Source organism: Buttiauxella cochleicola (assembly GCF_021283185.1).
In the GTDB taxonomy this organism is placed as follows: Bacteria; Pseudomonadota; Gammaproteobacteria; order Enterobacterales; family Enterobacteriaceae; genus Buttiauxella; species Buttiauxella massiliensis.
Map to the genome: position 1 here is coordinate 138,631 of NZ_JAJSOS010000012.1, position 22,671 is coordinate 161,301.

The 22,671-nt window shown below is 51.3% G+C and carries 20 protein-coding genes; 5 read left to right on the plus strand and 15 right to left on the minus strand.

What is annotated here, in order from left to right; all coding sequences use genetic code 11:
- The first annotated feature begins 75 nt into the window (after positions 1–75).
- Positions 76–1,272 (plus strand): ROK family protein, encoded by a 1,197-nt coding sequence (locus tag LVQ76_RS18290; protein WP_232922211.1) that lies wholly within the window; start codon positions 76–78, stop codon positions 1,270–1,272.
- A 55-nt stretch (positions 1,273–1,327) separates the two neighbouring features.
- Here LVQ76_RS18290 and glyA read toward each other — a convergent pair whose 3' ends face one another.
- Positions 1,328–2,581, minus strand: a complete 1,254-nt coding sequence (gene glyA / locus LVQ76_RS18295; protein WP_154152297.1) for a serine hydroxymethyltransferase — start codon at positions 2,579–2,581, stop codon at positions 1,328–1,330.
- A 392-nt stretch (positions 2,582–2,973) separates the two neighbouring features.
- Between glyA and hmpA the strand changes: the two genes are divergently transcribed.
- Complete coding sequence (gene hmpA / locus LVQ76_RS18300) at positions 2,974–4,164, plus strand: NO-inducible flavohemoprotein (RefSeq protein ID WP_232922212.1); 1,191 nt, start codon at positions 2,974–2,976, stop codon at positions 4,162–4,164.
- Positions 4,165–4,257: 93 nt separating this feature from the next.
- Here hmpA and glnB read toward each other — a convergent pair whose 3' ends face one another.
- The 5 genes from glnB to purL all read right to left on the minus strand — a co-directional run bounded on the left by glnB (position 4,258) and on the right by purL (position 12,584).
- A complete protein-coding gene (glnB, locus tag LVQ76_RS18305; protein ID WP_002438074.1) occupies positions 4,258–4,596 on the minus strand; it encodes a nitrogen regulatory protein P-II in 339 nt (112 codons plus the stop codon).
- Positions 4,597–4,668: 72 nt separating this feature from the next.
- Positions 4,669–6,006 carry a two-component system response regulator GlrR gene (gene glrR, locus LVQ76_RS18310; RefSeq protein WP_064513100.1) on the minus strand — a complete coding sequence of 446 codons (1,338 nt, stop codon included), beginning with the start codon at positions 6,004–6,006 and terminating at the stop codon, positions 4,669–4,671.
- Positions 6,003–6,722 (minus strand): two-component system QseEF-associated lipoprotein QseG, encoded by a 720-nt coding sequence (qseG, locus tag LVQ76_RS18315; RefSeq protein ID WP_232922213.1) that lies wholly within the window; start codon positions 6,720–6,722, stop codon positions 6,003–6,005. Before qseG ends, glrR begins: the two co-directional genes overlap by 4 nt.
- 3 nt (positions 6,723–6,725) lie before the next feature.
- Positions 6,726–8,108: a sensor histidine kinase gene (locus tag LVQ76_RS18320; RefSeq protein WP_370640081.1), complete on the minus strand. Its 1,383-nt coding sequence runs from the start codon at positions 8,106–8,108 to the stop codon at positions 6,726–6,728.
- Positions 8,109–8,696: 588 nt separating this feature from the next.
- Entirely contained in the window at positions 8,697–12,584 is a 3,888-nt protein-coding gene (purL, locus tag LVQ76_RS18325) for a phosphoribosylformylglycinamidine synthase (RefSeq protein WP_232922215.1), read from the minus strand.
- Between the two features lie 270 nt (positions 12,585–12,854).
- Between purL and mltF the strand changes: the two genes are divergently transcribed.
- Positions 12,855–14,411, plus strand: coding sequence for a membrane-bound lytic murein transglycosylase MltF (gene mltF, locus LVQ76_RS18330; protein ID WP_232866064.1), 1,557 nt, complete (start codon positions 12,855–12,857; stop codon positions 14,409–14,411).
- Here mltF and tadA read toward each other — a convergent pair.
- Genes tadA through murQ form a run of 4 tightly spaced genes read right to left on the minus strand, consistent with a single transcriptional unit; the run spans position 14,296 to position 17,770 of the window.
- A complete protein-coding gene (tadA, locus tag LVQ76_RS18335) occupies positions 14,296–14,799 on the minus strand; it encodes a tRNA adenosine(34) deaminase TadA (protein WP_232922216.1) in 504 nt (167 codons plus the stop codon). The two genes, mltF and tadA, sit on opposite strands and share 116 nt — an antisense overlap.
- A gap of 58 nt (positions 14,800–14,857) precedes the next feature.
- Positions 14,858–15,496, minus strand: coding sequence for a phosphatidylglycerophosphatase C (yfhb, locus tag LVQ76_RS18340; protein ID WP_034459281.1), 639 nt, complete (start codon positions 15,494–15,496; stop codon positions 14,858–14,860).
- Between the two features lie 3 nt (positions 15,497–15,499).
- Positions 15,500–16,867: a PTS transporter subunit EIIC gene (locus LVQ76_RS18345; RefSeq protein ID WP_232866062.1), complete on the minus strand. Its 1,368-nt coding sequence runs from the start codon at positions 16,865–16,867 to the stop codon at positions 15,500–15,502.
- A gap of 12 nt (positions 16,868–16,879) precedes the next feature.
- Positions 16,880–17,770 (minus strand): N-acetylmuramic acid 6-phosphate etherase, encoded by an 891-nt coding sequence (gene murQ, locus LVQ76_RS18350; protein WP_232922217.1) that lies wholly within the window; start codon positions 17,768–17,770, stop codon positions 16,880–16,882.
- A 126-nt stretch (positions 17,771–17,896) separates the two neighbouring features.
- Here murQ and LVQ76_RS18355 point away from each other — a divergent pair, with 126 nt between their 5' ends.
- Both LVQ76_RS18355 and LVQ76_RS18360 read left to right on the plus strand, forming a co-directional pair.
- Positions 17,897–18,745: a MurR/RpiR family transcriptional regulator gene (locus LVQ76_RS18355; RefSeq protein ID WP_232866061.1), complete on the plus strand. Its 849-nt coding sequence runs from the start codon at positions 17,897–17,899 to the stop codon at positions 18,743–18,745.
- 55 nt (positions 18,746–18,800) lie between these two features.
- Entirely contained in the window at positions 18,801–19,061 is a 261-nt protein-coding gene (locus tag LVQ76_RS18360) for a YfhL family 4Fe-4S dicluster ferredoxin (RefSeq protein ID WP_064513115.1), read from the plus strand.
- Here the strand turns inward: LVQ76_RS18360 and acpS are convergent.
- From acpS to rnc, 5 genes are all read right to left on the minus strand, one after another.
- Positions 19,058–19,438 (minus strand): holo-ACP synthase, encoded by a 381-nt coding sequence (gene acpS, locus LVQ76_RS18365; RefSeq protein ID WP_120065337.1) that lies wholly within the window; start codon positions 19,436–19,438, stop codon positions 19,058–19,060. The genes LVQ76_RS18360 and acpS overlap by 4 nt on opposite strands.
- Positions 19,438–20,169 carry a pyridoxine 5'-phosphate synthase gene (gene pdxJ, locus LVQ76_RS18370; RefSeq protein WP_064513118.1) on the minus strand — a complete coding sequence of 244 codons (732 nt, stop codon included), beginning with the start codon at positions 20,167–20,169 and terminating at the stop codon, positions 19,438–19,440. The genes acpS and pdxJ overlap by 1 nt, the downstream gene beginning before the upstream one ends.
- A 77-nt stretch (positions 20,170–20,246) precedes the next feature.
- Positions 20,247–20,984: a DNA repair protein RecO gene (recO, locus tag LVQ76_RS18375; protein WP_232922218.1), complete on the minus strand. Its 738-nt coding sequence runs from the start codon at positions 20,982–20,984 to the stop codon at positions 20,247–20,249.
- A gap of 4 nt (positions 20,985–20,988) precedes the next feature.
- Positions 20,989–21,897 carry a GTPase Era gene (gene era / locus LVQ76_RS18380; RefSeq protein ID WP_064513120.1) on the minus strand — a complete coding sequence of 303 codons (909 nt, stop codon included), beginning with the start codon at positions 21,895–21,897 and terminating at the stop codon, positions 20,989–20,991.
- Positions 21,897–22,577, minus strand: a complete 681-nt coding sequence (gene rnc / locus LVQ76_RS18385; RefSeq protein ID WP_232922219.1) for a ribonuclease III — start codon at positions 22,575–22,577, stop codon at positions 21,897–21,899. Before rnc ends, era begins: the two co-directional genes overlap by 1 nt.
- Positions 22,578–22,671: the final 94 nt, after the last annotated feature.

Here is a 22,671-nt window from a genome sequence, read left to right on the forward strand (position 1 = left end):
GTTTGCAGTGTAGAGAACTCATTACGGCTTAGAGCGCTTAATGCTCACACAATAAAGTTAACGGGGTTTAGTGAAATGCATAATTCAGGGCTGAATAATCAACGCGTGCGCCAACTTAACCGCCAGACGATTATGAAACTGGTTTGGCAGCATAAGCGGCTAAGTAAATCGCAGTTTGCGCAGTACACCGGGCTGTCCATTCCAGCGGTGAGTAAGATCCTTGAGGAGTTGGTGAGCGATGGCAAACTGAGCCACTCCAGCGAAAACCTCAGCAACCGAGGCATTAACAGCGGCAGTTACCAAATTCCACCTGATGGCGATTTCATTCTGTGCATGAATGTCACCCCCACCAGTATTGAAAGCCAACTGTGCGACGCACAGCTTTCACCGCAAGGGGAATTTGAGCGTATCCATGTGAACGCCGCCACACCGCAGGTATTACTGACTGCTGTTGAGAACATCTGGCGTAATCAACGCAAAATCTGGCCGAAAAAAGTCATCAATCTCGCTCTGGCTATTCATGGGCAAGTCGATCCTGTGACAGGGGTTTCGCAAACCATGCCACAGGCTCCGTGGCGTGAGCCGGTAGAAATTAAATATCTGCTGGAGGAAAAGCTGGGGGTAACGGTAAGAGTCGATAACGACTGTGTGATGCTAGCTCTGGCAGAAAAGTGGCAAAATCCAGCAAACCGCCAGGATTTCTGCGTGATAAATGTCGATTACGGAATTGGTTCATCGTTTGTCATCAACGGACAGATTTATCGCGGCAGTTTGTATGGCAGTGGGCAAATCGGTCACACCATTGTGAACCCAGACGGCATGGCTTGTGACTGCGGGCGCTATGGTTGCCTGGAAACAGTAGCTTCGTTAAGTGCGTTAAAAAAACAGGCGCGCATATGGTTAAAATCGCAACCAGGAACGCCTAAGCTCGACCCTGAATCGATTACCTCAACACAGCTTATTGCTGCCTGGCACGAAGGCAATGAACAAGTACGCCGTTGGGTCGAAAGTGCCGCAAACGCTATTGGGCTAAGTCTGTACAACTTCCTCAATATCCTGAATATCAATCAGATTCTGTTTTATGGTAGAAGCTGTGCTTTTGGTGACAGCTGGCTCGCAACTATCGACAGGCAAATTGGATTCAATCCATTTGATCACGGCGACTCATTAAAGATGAATGCCACACAGATTAGTTTTGGGCAATTAAGCAGGCCACAGCAAGTCATGGGGATTGGGTATTTGTACGCAGAAGTCGCGTTAAATGAGATGTAATAACGAGCAGGAATAAAAAAACCCCGGCAAGCCGGGGTTTCAATGTCAGACGATATTAAGCGTACACAGGTAAACGTGCGCAGATATCGAGAACTTTTTGCTTGGTGCGCTCAATGACAGCTTCGTCGTTGATGCTATCAAGCACATCACACATCCAGCCAGCCAGTTCGCGAACGTCTGCTTCATTGAAGCCACGGCGAGTTACCGCTGGAGTACCGATACGGATACCAGAAGTCACAAACGGGCTCTTCGGATCGTTTGGCACGCTGTTTTTGTTCACGGTGATATTCGCGCGACCCAATGCAGCATCAGCTTCTTTACCGGTCAGGTTTTTATCAACCAGATCCAGCAGGAACAGGTGGTTGTCAGTACCGCCAGAAACCACTTTGTAACCGCGATCCAGGAACACAGAAACCATTGCTTTTGCATTCTTAGCAACTTGCTGCTGGTAAGTTTTGAACTCAGGTTCCATTGCTTCTTTCAGTGCAACAGCTTTACCCGCGATGACATGCATCAGTGGGCCGCCCTGCGCGCCTGGGAACACAGCGGAGTTCAGTTTCTTATAAAGCTCTTCGCTGCCGCCGTTCGCGAGAATTAAACCACCGCGTGGGCCTGCCAGAGTTTTGTGCGTAGTGGTTGTAACAACGTGCGCATGTGGAACCGGGTTCGGGTAAACGCCCGCGGCAATCAGGCCAGCAACGTGTGCCATGTCCACGAACAGTTTGGCATCAACCATGTCTGCGATTTCACGCATTTTTGCCCAATCAACCACGCCGGAATAAGCAGAGAAGCCACCGATGATCATTTTCGGCTTATGGGCTTTAGCTTGTTTTTCCAGATCTGCGTAGTCGATATGACCGCTTTCATCGATACCATAAGGAACGATGTTGTACAGCTTGCCGGAGAAGTTTACCGGGGAGCCGTGAGTCAGGTGGCCGCCGTGTGCCAGGTTCATACCCAGAACGGTGTCGCCTGGTTCCAGCAAAGTGGTGTATACCGCGAAGTTAGCCTGTGAACCGGAGTGCGGTTGCACGTTAGCGTAATCAGCGCCGAACAGCTCTTTTGCACGGTCGATAGCCAGTTGTTCAACCACATCAACGTATTCGCAACCGCCGTAGTAGCGTTTGCCTGGGTAGCCTTCAGCGTATTTGTTGGTTAACTGAGAACCCTGAGCCTGCATCACGCGTGGGCTGGTGTAGTTTTCGGAGGCGATCAGTTCAATGTGCTCTTCCTGACGTACTTTTTCTTGCTCCATGGCCTGCCATAAATCGGCATCGTAATCGGCAATGTTCATTTCACGTTTTAACATTCGCATCTCCAGACTCAGCTAACAGTAAAAATTCGAACAGCTTTGAGGGCTCTCTCAAACAACGGGCAACAGTGTAAACCGAATTGGTATCAGGTGATAGGTCTTGACAGAGGTTTTTACGCAAACGATTGGCTCGGCATCCAGCAAGGGTTTGAAGCCAAAAGTGGCAAGCTATTTCTGCGGATATTAATTCATCATCAACATGCAGAAATTTCACGTTCTGTGAGCCGAATCGACTCAGTAAGTATCCATTTACAATGTAGTACTTTTATTTTGGCGGCGAGTTTTATAAGATGCATTTAAAATACATCAATTAGAAAACCCTAAATAATTCGAGTTGCATCCAACACCCCTGCGGCTTGAAGTATGACGGGTATAAAAGGAGCTATACCATGCTTGATGCCCAGACCATCGCTGTTGTGAAATCCACCATTCCCCTGCTTGCAGCAACCGGCCCAAAACTTACCGCGCACTTTTACGATCGCATGTTCAGCCATAACCCTGAGCTGAAAGAGATCTTCAATATGAGCAACCAGCGCAATGGCGATCAGCGTGAAGCGCTGTTCAATGCCATCTGTGCGTATGCGACCAATATTGAAAATCTGGCGCTGTTACTACCAGCGGTAGAAAAAATCGCGCAGAAACACACCAGCTTCCAGATCAAACCGGAACAGTACGACATCGTCGGTGGTCACCTGTTAGCAACGCTGGATGAAATGTTTAGCCCGGGCCAGGAAGTGTTGGATGCCTGGGGCAAAGCATACGGTGTTCTGGCTGGCGTATTTATCAACCGTGAGGCTGAAATTTACCAGGATAACGCGGCGAAAAATGGCGGCTGGGAAGGGACACGTGCTTTTCGGATTGTGGCAAAAGAGCCGCAGAGCGCACTTATCACTAGCTTCGAATTTGAACCGCTGGATGGCAAACCGGTCGCTGATTATCAACCAGGCCAATACCTTGGCGTATGGCTCAAACCTGAAGGCTTCTCGCATCAGGAGATTCGCCAATATTCATTGACCCGCAAGCCAGATGGCAAAAGCTATCGCATTGCGGTGAAACGCGAAGATTTGGGCCAGGTTTCAAGCTGGTTACACAATCACGCGCAAGTAGGCGATGAAGTGCATCTGGCTGCGCCTGCTGGTGATTTCTTTATGGACGTGAACACACAAACGCCGGTTACGTTGATTTCAGCAGGTGTTGGCCAAACGCCGATGCTGTCAATGCTCGATACGCTGGCGAAAAATGACCATAGCGCGCAGGTGAACTGGTTCCATGCGGCTGAACATGGTGACGTACATGCATTTGCGGATGAAGTGAATCACCTGGGTGAACAGTTGCCACGCTTTGAGCGCCACGTCTGGTATCGCACACCATCCGAAAGCTGCCGTGCACAGGCAAAATTTGATAGCGAAGGGCTGATGGATTTAGTCGCACTTGAGAGCAAAATCAGCGCGCCAGATATGCAGTTTTATCTGTGCGGCCCGGTGAGTTTTATGCGTTTTGCTGCTGAGCAATTGGTGAAGTTGGGTGTTGAGCAAGACCGGATTCATTATGAATGTTTTGGTCCGCATAAAGTGATGTGATCAAAAAACACGGTGGATGTCGCTCACGCTAATCCACCGTAGTACTGCTTTTCGTAGGTCGGATTAGCGCAAGCGACATCCGACATACAATTATTAAATTGCTGCGTCGTCTTCTTCGCCAGTACGAATACGCACTACGCGCGCCACATCAAAGACAAAGATTTTACCATCGCCGATTTTACCGGTTTGCGCAGTACGGATAATGGTGTCCACGCAGGTATCAACGATGTCGTCTGTGACGACAATTTCAATTTTTACTTTTGGCAGAAAATCCACCATGTACTCAGCACCACGGTACAATTCGGTGTGCCCTTTCTGACGACCAAAACCTTTGACTTCAGTTACCGTCATGCCGGTGATGCCAACTTCTGCCAGCGCTTCGCGCACGTCATCCAGTTTGAACGGTTTAATAATCGCATCAATTTTTTTCATGGTATTTCCGGTTCCCGCACAACTCAAGTGTGCTGCCTGGTTACAGTAATCGTGGCTTCAAACTACCACAAACTACTCTTTAAAGTCATTGGCATCGAGTTCATGGCGTGAGAGTAATTTGTAGAATTCAGTACGGTTACGCCCCGCTACGCGCGCGGCCTGGGTAACATTACCTTTGGTCATTTGCAGCAATTTTCGCAGATAGTTCAGCTCGAACTGGTTACGTGCTTCAACGAAAGTAGGCAGCGCAGTATTCTCACCTTCCAGAGCCTGCTGAACCAGCGCTTCGCTGATAACGGGAGCGGATGTCAAAGCAACGCACTGCTCAATCACGTTAACCAACTGGCGCACATTGCCAGGCCAACTTGCCGCCATCAGGCGTTTCATTGCATCGGTCGAAAAGCTACGAACAAACGGCTTATGGCGATCGGCTGACTGACGTAATAAATGATTCGCCAGCAAAGGCACATCTTCCGCGCGTTCTTGCAGGGCCGGGATCTTCAGGCTCACAACGTTCAGACGGTAAAACAGATCTTCACGGAACTCACCGCGCTCCATCGCTTTGGGTAAATCGCGGTGGGTAGCGGAAAGAATACGTACGTCGATATCGAGATCGCGGTTACTGCCTAGCGGGCGCACTTTGCGCTCCTGCAACACGCGCAGTAATTTGACCTGCAAAGGAATCGGCATATCGCCAATTTCATCAAGGAATAACGTTCCGCCTTCTGCGGCCTGGAACAACCCTTCTCTGCTGCTGACTGCACCGGTAAACGCACCACGCGAATGGCCGAATAGTTCAGATTCCAGCAACTGTTCTGGTAATGCACCGCAGTTAATAGCGATAAATGCCTTCTTGCTGCGGGGACTGGCGTTGTGAATGGCCTGCGCAAGGATCTCTTTGCCGGTTCCGCTTTGCCCGTTAATCAGCACGCTGACATCCGACTGAGCCACCATGCGCGCCTGATCCAACAAGCGCAGCATCGTAGGACTGCGTGTAACAATAGTGTCGCGCCACATATCATCACCGGCAGTGACCGTATGCTCGAGAGCATCGTCAATCGCCTTGTAGAGCGCGTCTTTATCAACCGGTTTAGTCAAGAAACTAAATACGCCCTGCTGTGTTGCGGCCACGGCATCCGGAATAGAACCGTGAGCGGTCAGAATGATTACCGGCATTCCCGGTTGTGCTTTCTGGATTTCGGCAAACAACGCCATGCCATCCATTTCGTCCATCCGCAGGTCGCTAATCACTAAGTCGATTTTTTCTCGTCCCAGGAGACGTAACCCTTCAGCACCACTTTCCGCGGTGGAAACGGTATAACCTTCACTGGTCAGGCGCATACCGAGAAGTTTAAGCAGGCCCGGATCGTCATCGACCAACAGGAGTCTTGCAGGCTTACGTTGCGTCATGGTTTCGCCTCCTGCGCGGGCTTGGTATTGTCCGGCAACTCAGCACCGGCAGGTTTGCGGCTGGAAAGCTGGCGTTCGATGTCCGTCAGGTTTTCCAGTTTGCGAGTCGTCAGGCTGAGCTGGCCTCTGAGACGTTGCTGTTGTTCACGCAACGTATCCAGCTCGTTGTCTGACGACTGTTGTAGTTTGCTGTAGCGGGTACGTTCATCTGACAGCGCGAGCAACGATGCCTGCCCATCACGCCAGACCTGGAATAACGAGCGCACCTGTGTAGGCACTTCTGTCGTCATCGTATCCAGCTTAACCATGTAACGGCGGCGCTCGGTTGGGCTAATTTTGGCATTCGCCAACAAAATCCCTCTTTTGAACGTGTCGCGCCAACTATCAGATGGCCAGCGACGTGCTTCAGCCCGCGCCTGAATCGGCGCTAAACGCTCCGCACAATCCATCGCCCGAAGCCAATAGAGAGGGTTACTCATTGAGTCATGGCTCTGGTTTTGCCAGATATCCTCACACTCCGTAGACAAGTAATCGGCCAGTTGCTGTTCCGGCTCTTCCGCTAGTTGTGGGTGTTTAACATCTTTTGGCACAGTATTCTGAACACAGCTCGCCAATAGTAATGGCACAAGTAATGCGGACAGCGGGCGAATTGAAACTGGGCTGCGTAGGCATGGGATTAAGCCGTTACGCAACACGTGAAAAATAGTCGCTTTCATTTTTTATTTGTTCTCGGGAAAGACAGGTAACTCGATTCGGAAGCAGACATCTGCCGTTTCATCATCAATCAGGTGCAATTCGCCATGCATACGACGGATACAATCCTGGGCGATACTCAATCCCAGGCCGCTACCTTTAACTGCACCTTTACGCTGGTGGCTTCCCTGATAAAAAGGTTCAAAGATCATCTCTCGCTCCGCGGATGGAATGGGGTCACCTGTGTTACCCACATCAATATAGAGCAAGTGACCCACCTGCGAGCTTCGTAGATAAATGGTACCGGATTCAGACCCATAGTGCACCGCATTGGAATAGAGATTATCCAGCACGCTCATTAACAACATCGGCTCCGCCAGACAAGCAACCGGGCTAATATCACACTCGGTACGCATCATTTTAGCCCGTGCAGGCAAACTGTGAGCGGCAATAATGACATCCACCAGCGGTGCCAGTTCAACTTTACCCATCTCGAGTGGGACATCTGCCAGTTTACGGTTGTAATCCAGTAACTGCTCAATCAATTTTTGTAAGTGGCGACTACTGTTATCAAGAATTTCCACCACCTCTTTTTGGTCGGTGGTCAGCGGCCCAACAACCTGATCGGCAAGCAGTTCGGTACCTTCACGCATACTGGCTAGTGGTGTTTTTAATTCGTGGGAAATATGGCGCAAAAATTCGTGGCGCTGGGACTCAAGCCAGGAAAGACGCTCACTGAGCCAGACAATTCGCTGCCCAACAGAACGTAGTTCACTCGGCCCTTTAAACAACACCGAATTACCTAATGAACGCCCTTCACCGAGTAAATTAATCATCTTCTCGATACCTTTCACCGGGCCGATAATCATGCGCGTAAAGATAATGACCAATGCAAAGCTCAACAGGAATAACACCAGTGCCTGCCAGCCAAAGAACTGCCCGCGCTCGGCAATCTCTTGTTGAAGTTGCTGTCCACGGGAAAACACCACCGCGCGTGTCGCTTGTACCATCTCAGCATTTTTGGTCGCGAAGTTTTCAAGGTGTGCAGCAGCAGCGGTATCTGGGCCGCTATTTTTGCATTGTATGTTGGCAAGGTCGTTTAACGACTGGCTGAGGTCTTTATAAAGATGGTTATCAGGCAAAACACCGGAATGCGCTTCGAGCATTTGCGTGTAACGCTTACGCTGCCCCTGGTAGACCGTCTCAAGCGTTGCATCATCCAGCACACAATATTGGCGATAGCTACGTTCCATTTCCAGAGCAACGTTTGTCATAGCTTCACTGCGGCGAGCATCCACCAGCGTGGTGCGATTCGTTAACGCAGCTTGATCGCTGAGCGCATTAAGGCTTTGCCAGGCTTGCCATGCCAGAACCAACAGTGGAACCAGCACCAGCAAAAAGGCCATCATGACGAGCTGACGTAAGGATCGCGGGAAAAAATGCCACTGGTTCAATAGACTTATCTCATTGGGACTGCGGATAATTTGATGCTAGCGGGGATTGGCGGGAGTTTAAAGTCTTGAACGCAGAAACAACAAAGGCAGAGAATAATCTCTGCCTTTGTTCTGGAATCAGGCGGTGCCTTACTCAACGTTTCGCCCGGAGCATGATAAAGCAGTACAAGACTGGCAATAATCAAAAGTCGGACGGCAGGCACCTTGAGTGCATCATTCTATGGTTTATGTAGCACAACCCTTGCGGGGGCTGACATAAGAAGGTGAATGAGCCACTGCGCAGTATTATGCATTATATGTGCCACTATTGCTACAAATTACATACATCAATGTTTCCATTATGTTTATTTGCAATAACACACATGAATAACATAGGCGATTTTTTGAACGCACTGTCGCTATTTAGCAACACCAATAGAGCCCGACTTCACAGACCTTTAAAATCAACAAGTTAAACGTCTCCATTTGGAGACAGTAAAAAATAGTGAATGTCGGGTTTTAGTGACAAAAAAATCCCTGCCGAAGCAGGGACTCTATTAAGGCTTAACCAAGTTGCTTACGCGCATTGCGGAAAATACGCATCCACGGGCTATCTTCGCCCCACTCGGCTGGGTGCCAGGAGTTGCTAACAGTACGGAACACACGCTCAGGGTGCGGCATCATAATGGTGACACGCCCGCTTTCGTTGGTTACGGCAGTGATACCGTTTGGTGAACCGTTCGGGTTCGCCGGGTAATTCTGCGTAACTTTACCGAAGTTATCGATAAAGCGCAGTGCCACCAGACCTTTGCTTTCCAGTGCCGCCAGATGAGCCGCATCGCGCACTTCCACATGCCCTTCGCCGTGTGAAACCGCGATTGGCATATGTGAGCCGACCATGCCTTGCAACAGCAGCGACGGGCTTGAAGTGACTTCAACCAGGCTGAAACGCGCTTCAAAACGATCAGAATGGTTACGTACAAAACGCGGCCACAGGTCGCTACCCGGGATCAGTTCACGCAGGTTCGACATCATCTGGCAACCGTTACACACGCCCAATGCCAGGGTTTGTGGACGGTGGAAGAAGGTTTCGAACTCGTCACGGACACGTGAGTTAAAGAGAATGGACTTCGCCCAACCTTCACCCGCGCCCAGTACGTCACCGTAAGAGAAACCGCCACATGCCACCAGCGCCTGGAAATCTTCCAGACCACGACGACCCGCCAACAGGTCACTCATGTGCACGTCGATGGCATCAAAGCCCGCACGGTGGAAGGCTGCCGCCATTTCAACGTGGGAGTTCACACCCTGCTCGCGCAGCACGGCAACTTTCGGACGAGCACCTTTAGCGATAAATGGTGCCGCGATATCTTCTTTGATGTCGAAGCTGAGCTTAACGTTCAGGCCAGGATCGTTGTCATTGGCTTTCGCTTCATGCTCTTGATCGGCACATTCTGGGTTATCACGCAGGCGCTGCATCTGCCATGTGGTTTCTGCCCACCACATGCGAAGCGTGGTGCGGCTTTCGCTAAACACCGTGTGCTTATCAGCGGTCAGCGTGAAACGGTCACCCATAACAGCTTTACCGAGGAAGTGAACACAATCTGCCAGGCCGTGGTCTGCCAGTGTTTTCTCAACCGCTTCGCGATCTGCCGCTCTCACCTGGATTACTGCACCTAACTCTTCATTAAAGAGTGCCGCCAGATGGTCGCTACCTAAAGTTGCGATATCCGCTTCCATGCCACAGTGACCAGCAAATGCCATCTCTGCCAGAGTAACCAACAGACCGCCGTCGGAACGGTCATGGTAAGCCAGCAGTTTCTGTTCGGCCACCAGCGCCTGAATCGCGTTAAAGAAGCCTTTCAGTTGTTCAGCACTGCGCACATCGGCTGGTTTGTCGCCCAGTTGACGGTAAACCTGAGACAGCGCCGTGGCACCCAGCGTGTTATGGCCCGCGCCCAAATCAATCAGCAACAGGGCGTTATCTTCAGTTTGCAGTTGTGGCGTTACGGTACGGCGCACATCTTCAACACGGGCAAATGCGGTGATAACCAGCGACAGCGGAGAGGTCATCTCGCGTTGCTCGGTGCCCTCCTGCCAGCGAGTTTTCATCGACATCGAATCTTTGCCGACCGGAATAGTCAGGCCAAGCGTTGGGCAAAGTTCTTCACCCACTGCTTTTACCGCTTCATAAAGACCAGCGTCTTCACCAGGGTGACCTGCGGCGGACATCCAGTTTGCGGAGAGTTTAATGCGATTGAGCGCGCCAATTTGCGTAGCTGCAATGTTGGTCAGTGCTTCACCAACAGCCAGGCGGCCCGATGCTGCGAAGTCGAGCAGCGCAACCGGAGCACGCTCGCCAAGCGACATCGCTTCGCCGTAATAGCTATCGAGGCTTGCGGTGGTGACCGCACAGTTAGCGACCGGGATTTGCCACGGGCCAACCATCTGATCACGCGCCACCATGCCGGTAACGGAACGGTCGCCGATGGTCACAAGGAAGGTTTTCTCAGCAACGGTCGGCAAGTGCAATACGCGGTTAACTGCATCTGCGATGGTGATGTTGCGAGTGTCCAGCGCGTCGCCCTTCGCTTTCAGGGTTTCAACGTTACGTTCCATTTTCGGCGTTTTGCCGAGCAGCACGTCCAGCGGCATATCAATCGGCTGGTTGTCGAAATGGCTGTCGTTAAGCGTCAGGTGTTTTTCTTCAGTCGCTTCACCGATAACGGCATATGGCGCACGTTCACGGCGGCACAGTTCGTCAAACAGCGGCAACTGGTCTGGCGCAACCGCCAGAACATAACGTTCCTGGGATTCGTTACACCACACTTCCAGCGGGCTCATGCCAGGTTCGTCGTTCAGAATATCGCGCAGTTCAAAACGACCACCACGACCGCCATCGCTCACCAGTTCAGGCATTGCATTAGACAGACCGCCTGCGCCCACATCATGAATAAACAGAATCGGGTTGGCATCGCCCAATTCCCAGCAGCGGTCGATAACTTCCTGGCAGCGACGTTCCATTTCTGGGTTGTCACGCTGTACGGATGCAAAATCCAGATCTGCGTCAGATTGACCGGATGCCATAGAGGATGCAGCACCGCCACCCAGACCAATGTTCATTGATGGGCCACCGAGCACAATAAGTTTCGCGCCCACGGTAATTTCGCCTTTCTGAACGTGGTCGGCACGAATGTTACCAATGCCACCAGCCAGCATGATTGGCTTGTGATAACCGCGTAACTCTTCGCCGTTATGGCTATTCACTTTCTCTTCGTAAGTACGGAAGTAGCCAGTCAGAGCCGGGCGGCCGAATTCGTTGTTAAACGCCGCACCACCCAGAGGGCCATCAGTCATGATATCCAGCGCGGTGACGATACGATCGGGTTTGCCGAAATCTTCTTCCCAAGGCTGTTCAAAACCTGGAATGCGCAGGTTTGATACCGAGAAACCTACCAGACCCGCTTTCGGTTTAGCACCACGGCCCGTTGCACCTTCATCACGGATTTCACCACCGGAACCAGTTGCAGCACCCGGCCATGGAGAAATAGCTGTTGGGTGGTTGTGGGTTTCGACTTTCATCAGGATATGAGCATCTTCCTGGTGATAGTCGTAGCGGCCCGCTTCGTGGTCGGCAAAGAAGCGCCCAACCTGTGAGCCTTCCATGACTGCGGCGTTATCTTTATAAGCTGATAACACGTACTCAGGGTTTTTCTCGAAGGTGTTTTTAATCATTTTAAACAGCGATTTAGGCTGTTCAACGCCATCAATAACCCAGTCGGCGTTAAAGATTTTGTGGCGGCAATGTTCGGAGTTGGCCTGCGCGAACATATACAGCTCGATGTCGTTCGGGTTGCGCCCCAGTTTGGTGAACGCATCCTGTAAGTAGTCGATCTCATCTTCTGCTAAAGCCAGCCCTAAACGGATGTTGGCTTCAACCAGTGCTTCGCGACCTTGCGTGAGCAGGTCAACACTTTGCACCGGCGCAGGCGTGTGATGAGAGAACAACTGCTGTGCACCATCAAGCGAACCAAATACGCTTTCCATCATGCGGTCGTGTAGCAGCGAGGCAACTTCCTGGCGCTGTGCATCGGTCAACGTGCTGGCAGTGATGTAATACGCCACGCCGCGCTCAAGGCGCTTAACTTTGGCCAGATCGCAGTTGTGGGCAATGTCGGTGGCTTTGGAGGACCAGGGTGAGATGGTGCCAGGACGCGGCGTGACCAGAATCAGGTCGCCGGTCGGGGCGTGGTCGGCAAGGGTTGGACCATATTTCAACAACCGTTGCAGACGGGCGTGCTCTTCAGCCGTTAACGGCGCGTCGAGATCGGCAAAGTGAACATACTCGGCATAAATGTCGCTGACCGGAAGGTTGGCGTCATTAAAGCGGGCCAGTAATTTGTTAATACGAAATGCCGATAAAGCGGGCGAACCACGCAGAATTTCCATCATCAAAGATCTCTCGTCTTCGAAACGCCAGGGGGACGCTTCAGTGGGCGCAAGGGGAAAACGGGCGCCATTATAGATAATCCGCCGCCGCGACGAAACCGTTTGCGTAGAAATAAGTGGATTACTTTTCATTGCTTAAAATTCAGCCAGAAATGTTGAATAAGTTGCGCGGTGGCGTTTTGTTAAGCAAAATGCGCCACACCTTTTTGTATAACCTCAACTTTTGAAGCCTGTTGTTAGCGAAGACTCGACGCACCGCAGAAGATTAACTATTTGAAAAGATTTAAGATTAATTATCTGCTCATCGGTGCCGTAACCGTGTTGCTGGCAGTGGCGCTCTGGCCCTCCATACCCTGGTTCGGACAAGCCGAAAACCGTATCGCCGCTATTCAATCGCGGGGGGTTTTACGCGTCAGTACTATTGAGTCACCGCTGACCTACACCCTTTATCAAGGCAAAAAAATAGGCCTCGATTACGAGTTGGCTCAGCAGTTTGCTGACTACCTTGGCGTAAAGCTGGAAGTCACCGTTCGTCCGAATATCCAGGAACTGTTTGATGACATTGACAATAACGATGCCGATGTGATTGCGGCAGGACTGGTCTATAACGCGCAACGCGGTCAGCGTTATCAAGCTGGACCAGCATACTATTCAGTTTCTCAGCAGATGGTTTATCGCATCGGCAGCCCACGCCCCAAAACGCTGGCAGGTGTCAAAGATAACCAACTGGTACTGTCGCCTGGCGTAACTTCACTTAATGCTTTGAACAAGCTGAAAGCAGAAAAATTCCCGGATTTAAGCTGGCGAGTCGATGAACAACACAGCAGCACTGAACTGATGCAAAAAGTGGTTGATGGAGAGATTGCCTTTACCATTGCGGACTCTGTTGCCATCAGCACCTTCCAACGCGTCCATCCACAGCTTGCTGTCGCTCTGGATGTGACCGACGAGCAGCCGGTCACCTGGTTTAGCGCGTTAGATAATGATGATAGCCTTTCCGCGGCGCTACTCGATTTCTATAACCGCCTTAATAGCGATGGCACCTTTGCGCGTCTTGAAGAGAAATATCTCGGTCACGTTGGGGATTTTGACTACGTAGATACACGTACCTTCCTAAAAGCGGTTGATACCGTGCTACCAACGCTTCAGCCGTTATTCGAAAAATATGCCACTGAAATAGACTGGCGTTTGCTGGCGGCGATTTCGTATCAGGAATCGCACTGGGATGATCAGGCCACCTCACCAACTGGCGTGCGCGGGCTCATGATGCTGACCAAAAATACCGCGCAAAGTCTCGGTGTTACTGACCGCTTAGACCCAGAGCAAAGCATTGAAGGTGGGAGTCGTTATCTGAAAGATATGATGTCAAAAGTGCCCGATAGCGTGCCAGAGGAGGAGCGTATTTGGTTTGCTCTGACGGCATATAACATGGGGTATGCCCATATGCTTGATGCCCGTCAGCTTACGGCGAAGCAGAAAGGTAACCCGGACAGTTGGGCGGATGTCAAAACTCGGCTGCCGCTACTGAGCCAAAAACAGTATTACAGCAAAACGACTTATGGCTACGCCCGTGGTCATGAGGCGTACGCCTATGTAGAAAATATCCGTAAGTATCACATTAGCCTTGCGGGATATTTGCTTGAAAAAGAGAAACAGGTAGCGCAAGAAGAAAAATATGCCGAAGCTTACCCGGCAGTAGCTCCTGTAGAACTAGCTACTCCGAGCTACGGGCCTTTTCCTTTAGGGCCTTTTTCTCCAGACGGCGGACTCGAAAAAAATCACTTAACATTGCCGAGCACTCTTCTGCCAGTACGCCCTCAGTCACCATAACCTGGTGATTCATACCAGGGTGCCCTACCACGTCCATCAGAGATCCAATTGCTCCGGTCTTAGCATCACGCGCACCAAACACCAGGTTTCCGATACGTCCATGCACCATCGCACCTGCACACATAACGCACGGTTCGAGGGTGACATACAGTGTTGTTTCCAACAGACGGTAGTTCTGCAGCACCAAACCGCCCTGACGCAACGCCATAATTTCAGCATGGGCAGTCGGATCGTGTCGCCCGATAGAGCGGTTCCAACCTTCACCAATCACCTGGTTGTTATGGACCAGCACTGCACCGACCGGAACTTCACCTTCTTCCCACGCACGGCGGGCAAGGGTCAGCGCATGGCGCATCCAGTGTTCGTGGTTAAATTCGCTTTCTGACAAGGGATTCTCCGGCCTATATTCGGGCGCGCATTATACACAGTCGTTATGCCAGACGGAATTATTCGAGCTGCTGTAACTGACCTTGCGGCGTTACCCGCCAGCGGTGCTGGCAAAAATAGAGCAGAGGGTTATCCTGGTTGCTGTCGCTGTAACCGCTGTAGAGTTGCAAAGGTGTGCCGATTTGCTGTTCCAGCTGTGAGACTTTTTCATGCCCAAGGCAACGTAATGTGAGCACCCACCCACCGTGGGAACGCTTGATTTGGCTGGCAATCAGCTTCACTTTCGGTAACCAGGGAGTATCGAAATACACCTGCTGCACCAGCGGTTGCGGTGAGCCAGTAATCAGCCAGACATCAGCATCTGAGCTTGTCAGGTAATCGGTAAGACGCTGCTGCACAACAGGAAAAGCTGTAACTTGCCCACGGAACCAGGTGACGAAGTTTGCTTCCAACTGCTTGAGGCGCGTTTCGCTATGACCAAAGGTCGCCCCCCACAGTAACAGGCTCATTGGCCAGCGAGCAGCACGTCCTTTAATCAGCAACGCGCCACCTATCACCGGCAAAAGCGGAATGACAAGTAACAGATTGAGAGGCTGATGACGCAGCAGGAAGCGCAAGAAGCTGCCAAACATATCCTGCTGATGAAGCGTGCCATCTAAATCGAAAAATACTACCCGACGCTCACTCTGAGTTGTCAAACGTTACTCCTCTGGATCGTTAAAGCCCATAAACCACGTAAATAAGAACCCTGCGATAACCGCTATCAGAAAGCCTAACAGATAGAGCATCACTTTTCCGGTAACAATGGTTAATGCCAGTGGTAAACCTGAAATGCCAAATGTAATAACCGTCGCCACTTTCCAGTAGCTAATTAATGCCCCGCCAACCGCACCACCCAAACACGCGCCAATAAACGGTTTACCAAGCGGCAAAGTCACCCCGAAAATCAGCGGTTCACCAATACCGAGCAGCCCGACTGGCAATGCCCCTTTGATAAGTTTTTTCAGCCGCTGATTGCGGGTTTTCATGTAGACCGCAAGCGCAGCGCCAACTTGCCCAACCCCAGCCATCGCCAGAATTGGCAGTAAGGCGTTCTGCCCGTGAGTCTGGATAAGCTCAACGTGAATCGGCACCAGCCCCTGATGCAAACCCGAAAGCACCAATGGCAAGAATGCGCCGGAAAGCACCGCGCCAACCACCAGACCACCTTTGTCGATTGCCATTGTGGCGCCGTGAGCAATCGCATCAGAAATCAGGCCACCCAACGGTTGCAAAGCAACAATAGCAATCGAAGCGGTAATCAAAGTCGTCAGGAGCGGGTTGAGGATCAGCTCAATTGAACCGGGCAACAACTTGCGTAAGCGTTTTTCAATCCAGCACATCAACGCTACCACCAGCAACACGGCGATAACGCCGCCGCGGCCAGGCTGGAGGTTTTCACCAAACAGATGGATTTGCGCGAGTTGCGGGCTGGAAAGTATCCCCGCCATCACGCCACCCATCGCCATCGAACCGCCGAATACTTTGGCCGCGTTGACGCCCACCAGAATATTCATGATAGCAAACACGGCGCTACCGAAGATGGCGAGTAAGCCGAGAATGTTCGGGTACTGGGTGGCCATGTCGCCAACAATATCCGGGCGCTTCAGAATGTTGATAATTCCAGTAATCAGACCCGATGCAATAAAAGCTGGAATCAATGGAATAAAGACATTAGCCAGTTTACGCAGCGCTTCGCTCATCGGCGCCTGGTAACGCGCTTTGGCTTGAGCCTTATTCTGCGCAATATCATCTTCTGCTGTGATGACCTGCCCGCTGCTTTGCAGCAGCTCGCGCATGGCATCCACTACTTGTGCGGCACGCCCTGGCCCGACAATCAGCTGATGCTGCTGGCCCTGTTTCACATAACCGCTGACACCTGGCAGTTTTTTCAGACCAGCAATATCCAGCAGGTCATCGTCATTCACTTCTACCCGCACGCGGGTCATGCAGTTTTCGAGACGGGCGATGTTTGCCTGCCCACCGATGCCAAGCAAAATCTCACTGGCCAGAGCCGCTGTCTTATCCATGATTCAGTACCTTTATTTTAAGGCGGAGCGGAGATAACCGTGGCTATCAGCCAGGCGCACTTGCGCGGTTTGAGCATCCACGCCGGTGAGTATCATAAGAATGGCGGGTTTTACTTCATAATCAGTTTGTTTGAGTGCGTTTTCGGCATCGATACGAGCAGCACCAGTAGCCTCAACAACAATACGGCAGGCGCGGTCCACCAGCTTGATATTGGTGGCTTTCATATCCACCATCAGGTTCTGGTAAACCTTCCCTAATTTGACCATCGCGCCAGTGGAAATCATATTCAATACGAGCTTCTGCGCAGTGCCCGATTTCAGACGAGTAGAACCGGTCAACGCTTCCGGGCCGACGACCGGAGAAATAGCAATTTCAGCTTCCAGCGCAATAGCGGAACCCGGGTTACAGGAAATGGCGGCAGTACGGCAACCAAGGTTACGCGCATAACGCAGGCCGCCAATCACATAGGGCGTGCGGCCGGACGCTGCAAGCCCAACCACCATATCGTTAAACGTCAGGTCTAATGCTTTCAGATCGTCTTCACCCAACTGCTGGTTATCTTCGGCACCTTCGACGGCTTTCAGCAATGCCCCTGGACCACCCGCAATTAAGCCAATGACCAAACCGTGCGGAACACCAAACGTTGGTGGACATTCGGAGGCATCCAGAACCCCAAGGCGCCCGCTGGTTCCCGCGCCCATATAAATCAAACGCCCGCCCGCCTTGAGTGATTCACTTGCGGCATCGACGGCAAGGGCAACTTCCGGCAATGTTTTTTCAACTGCCCCCGCCACCAGAGCGTCTTGTTGATTAAAACGCTCAACCATTTCGAGTGTTGAGAGGCAATCGAGATCCATTGTTTGTGGATTACGAGTTTCAGAAACGAGTGAGCCGAGATTCATCATGCACCTTTGAATATTTAATTCCTTACAGTTTCCACATAATGGAATATAAAATTCATTCAGGCGAGCGTAATTTACGTTATTATGGAGCGGCTCACATTATTGACCCGGCAGACTGGAGAGGACATGAACTGTTTACTGCGTATCCGAAGCCGCTACTCAACGCTTGCACAGAGTGACCGTAAACTGGCCGACTTTCTGCTCGAAAAGCCCGACTACGCCCGCCATTTAAGTTCTCAGCAGCTTGCTACTGAAGCCGGTGTGAGCCAGTCAAGCGTGGTGAAGTTCTCCCAAAAACTGGGGTTCAAAGGCTTCCCTGCCCTCAAACTTGCTATCAGTGAAGCGATGGCCAGCGGCCAGCAACCACAATCAGTCGCGGTACATAATCTTATTCTTGGAGACGATCCGCTGCGGCTGGTGGGCGAGAAACTGATCAAAGATAATATGGCAGCGATGCACGCAACACTTGATGTCAACAGCGAAGAAAAGCTACTGGCGAGCGTGAATATGCTGCGCGATGCGCGACGCGTGCTGCTGGTTGGCATCGGTGCATCAGGGCTGGTTGCCAAAAACTTTGCCTGGAAGCTGATGAAAATCGGGATTAATGCAGTGGCAGAGCAAGACATGCATGCGCTACTTGCGACGGCACAAGCCTCAAGCAGTGACGATGTATTACTGGCGATTTCTTATTCTGGTGAACGGCGTGAGATAAACCTCGCGGCAGATGAAACCCTGCGCACCGGCGCGAAGATCCTCGCCATCACAGGCTTTACGCCAAATGCTTTACAGCAGCGCGCGACGCTGTGTCTGTACACCATCGCCGAAGAGCAGGCGACACGCAGTGCAGCAATATCCTCCACCAGCGCGCAGATGATGTTAACCGATTTACTGTTTATGGCGCTGGTACAGAGGGATTTGGAGCACGCACCGAAGCGTATTCGGCACAGTGAAGCACTGGTAAAAAAACTGGTTTGATCGGGGATTGGGCGTATAATGCCCGCCCAGTTTCTGATGTTATCGAGATCTTCCCATGGCGCTACTTATCACTAAAAAATGTATCAACTGCGATATGTGCGAGCCGGAGTGCCCGAACGAGGCCATTTCCATGGGCGATAGTATTTATGAGATCAACGCCGATCGTTGTACCGAGTGCGTTGGGCATTACGAAACGCCAACCTGCCAGAAAGTCTGCCCGATCCCGAATACCATCATCAAAGATCCGGCTCGCATTGAGAACGAAGAGCAACTGTGGGATAAGTTTGTCCAGTTGCATCACGCCGACAAGCTTTAGCTCTCAATAATGACTGTTGCGCAAGCATAGTGGCGCTCATCAGCAAGCGTCACATGCACTGAACGCACACCTAATTTTTGCGCGACTCGCTCGGCCTCTTCCCAAAAACGTAATTGCGGTTTACCCAACGGATCGTTAAACACTTCAAACTGGTTAAACGCCAGGCCGTTGCGAATACCCGTTCCAAACGCCTTCGCCGCCGCTTCTTTTACTGCAAAACGTTTAGCCAAAAAGCGCACCGGTTGCTGGTGCGCCTGATATTGCAGCCATTCGTTGGCACTGAGTACACGCTTTGCCAGTCGGTCTCCCGAACGCGAGATAACGCCTTCAATACGCGCAATCTCCACAATATCGGTGCCCAGGCCAAGAATCGCCATTAGCTACGCGCTTCCTGCATCAGGCGTTTCATTTCTGCCACTGCCTCTTTCAGGCCACTCATCACCGCACGGCCAATAATCGCGTGACCAATGTTCAGCTCATGCATTTCTGGAAGGCGAGCAATGGCTTTCACATTGTGATAAGTCAAACCGTGCCCCGCATTCACTTTCAGGCCTTTTCCGGCGGCGTATGTTGCTGCTTCGGCGATACGAGCCAACTCTTTTGCCTGAGTCGCTTCGTCTTCGGCATCTGCGTAGCAACCAGTATGAATTTCGATATATGGCGCACCAACAGCGACAGCCGCATCAATTTGCGCGTGGTCAGCATCAATAAACAGGGAAACCAGAATACCGGCATCAGCCAGGCGTTTGCAGGCATCACGCATTTTATCCAGCTGACCAGCAACATCCAGACCACCTTCAGTGGTCACTTCCTGGCGTTTTTCCGGCACCAGGCAGCAGAAATGAGGTTTGGTTTCGCAAGCAATACCAATCATCTCTTCGGTTACAGCCATTTCAAGGTTCATGCGTGTATCAAGAGTCTGACGCAGGATACGAACATCACGGTCGGTGATATGGCGGCGATCTTCACGCAAGTGAACCGTAATGCCATCAGCACCAGCTTGTTCACAGATAAATGCTGCTTGTACTGGGTCTGGGTATGCCGTACCGCGCGCATTACGTAAAGTTGCGATGTGATCGATATTGACGCCTAACAGTAATTCAGCCATGACAATCCTCGAGGTCAGAACGGTTTTAGTTGAGGCAGTTTACACCGGGTAAGGAAAGCGTGGCTACGGGCCTTGCGTTATTGCGGGTCTTGAGGTGATTTGAGTGGTCGAATTTTGGGCACAAACTGGCGGAACAATTCGCGGCTTTTAAGAGGCTTGCCGCCAAGATAGGGTTTTAATGCCATACGCGTAAAACGTTTAGCAGCGCGCAACGTGGCGACGTCAGGAAACTCACGGTTAGCAAGCGCTCTTAATTCATGTCCGGTGAAGCTGTATTGATCGACAACAAGGCTTGCGATAAAGCCTTTTTCTTCACGGTATCGATAGGTCATGGTATCGCTGACTTCTTCGCCGCTTCCTGCGCAATGCAAAAAATCCACGCCATAACCCAGATGCCCAAGCAGAGCTAATTCAAAACGGCGTAAAGCGGGTTCGGGTGAACCGCTCGTTCCAGCGAGAGCCTGAATACAGTGGAGATAATCGAAGAATAATTCGGAGAAACGGGTTTCGTCTTCCAGCACGCGTGAAATCAGCTCGTTGACGTACAGGCCGCTGTAAAGCGTGATGCCACTTAGGGGAAGTGCAAGCGAGACAGCTTCGGCGCTACGGAGTGTTTTAACTTCTCCGCGCCCGCCCCAGCGAACCAGCAAGGGGGTAAAGGGTTGTAAAGTCCCTTTGAGATTAGAGCGGCGAGAACGAGCTCCTTTCGCAATTAAACGAACGCGCCCGGACTCTTCAGAAAAAAGATCAAGTAGAAGGCTGGTTTCGCTCCAGGGGCGACTATGCAGGACAAAAGCCCGTTGCCAGCCTTCCATTTTCTTATTTCAGATCGTCGGTATAACCCAGGCTACGCAGCGCGCGCTCGTCGTCTGCCCAACCGGATTTCACCTTAACCCACAGTTCAAGGTGGATTTTGGCTTCAAACATCTCTTCCATGTCTTTACGCGCTTCGATACCGATGGTTTTGATTTTGGCGCCTTTATTGCCAATAACCATCTTCTTCTGGCCTTCACGTTCAACCAGAATCAGGCCATTGATGTCGAAACCACCACGAGCATTCTCTACAAACTGTTCAATTTCAACAGTAACGGAATATGGCAGTTCCGCGCCCAGGAAACGCATCAGTTTTTCACGGATGATCTCAGACGCCATGAAACGCTGTGAACGGTCAGTGATGTATTCTTCCGGGAAGTGATGAATTGCTTCTGGTAGACGCTTGCGAACAATGCTTGCAATGGTGTCTACGTTCATACCGTGTTCCGCAGAAATAGGCACGATATCAAGGAAGTTCATCTGGCTGCCGAGGAATTGCAGGTGCGGCAACAGAATACCTTTGTCCTGAACGTTATCGACTTTGTTCACCGCAAGAATTACCGGCGCGCGCGCGTCACGCAGTTTGTTGAGCACCATCTCATCGTCGGCGGTCCACTTAGTGCCTTCAACCACGAAGATAACCAGTTCAACGTCACCGATGGAGCTGCTGGCAGCTTTGTTCATCAGGCGGTTGATGGCGCGCTTTTCTTCCATATGCAGCCCCGGGGTATCGACGTAAATCGCCTGATACGGGCCTTCAGTATGGATGCCCATAATGCGGTGACGCGTGGTCTGCGCTTTACGGGAAGTGATAGAGATTTTTTGCCCAAGCAACTGGTTTAGCAGCGTGGATTTGCCGACATTCGGGCGACCAACGATGGCCACGAATCCGCAAAAGGTTTGTTCTTCGCTCATTATTCCAGCTCCAGCTTGATAAGCGCCTGCTCAGCTGCAGCCTGTTCCGCTTTACGGCGGCTTGAACCAGTACCAACGACTGGCTCAGGCAGGCCACTCACCTGACAGTGAATGGTAAATTCCTGATCGTGCGCTTCACCACGAACCTGTACGACCAAATAAGCTGGCAGTGGCAAGTGGCGACCCTGCAAATATTCTTGCAGACGCGTCTTAGGGTCTTTTTGCTTATCGCCTGGGCTAATTTCATCCAGACGAGATTGATACCAGGAAAGAATTAAACGCTCAACATTCTGGATATCGCTGTCGAGGAAAACACCACCAATTAAGGCTTCGACGGTATCGGCCAGAATAGATTCGCGGCGGAAACCACCACTTTTCAACTCACCCGGCCCAAGGCGCAGACATTCGCCTAATTCAAATTCACGGGCAATTTCTGCCAGTGTATTTCCACGAACAAGCGTTGCACGCATACGACTCATATCACCTTCGTCTACACGAGGGAAACGATGGTAAAGCGCGTTTGCAATAACGTAGCTAAGAATGGAGTCACCCAGAAATTCCAGACGCTCATTGTGCTTGCTGCTGGCACTGCGATGCGTTAATGCCTGCTGCAACAGATCCTGATGTACAAAAGTGTAGCCCAGCTTACGCTGCAGCCTATTAATTACGATGGGGTTCATGCGATACCAATTAATGAATGCGTCAATTATTCAGCACACGGAACAGACCTGAAAAAGAGAACCAACGCTGTTTCGTTTGCCGTGGCTCCCTTAT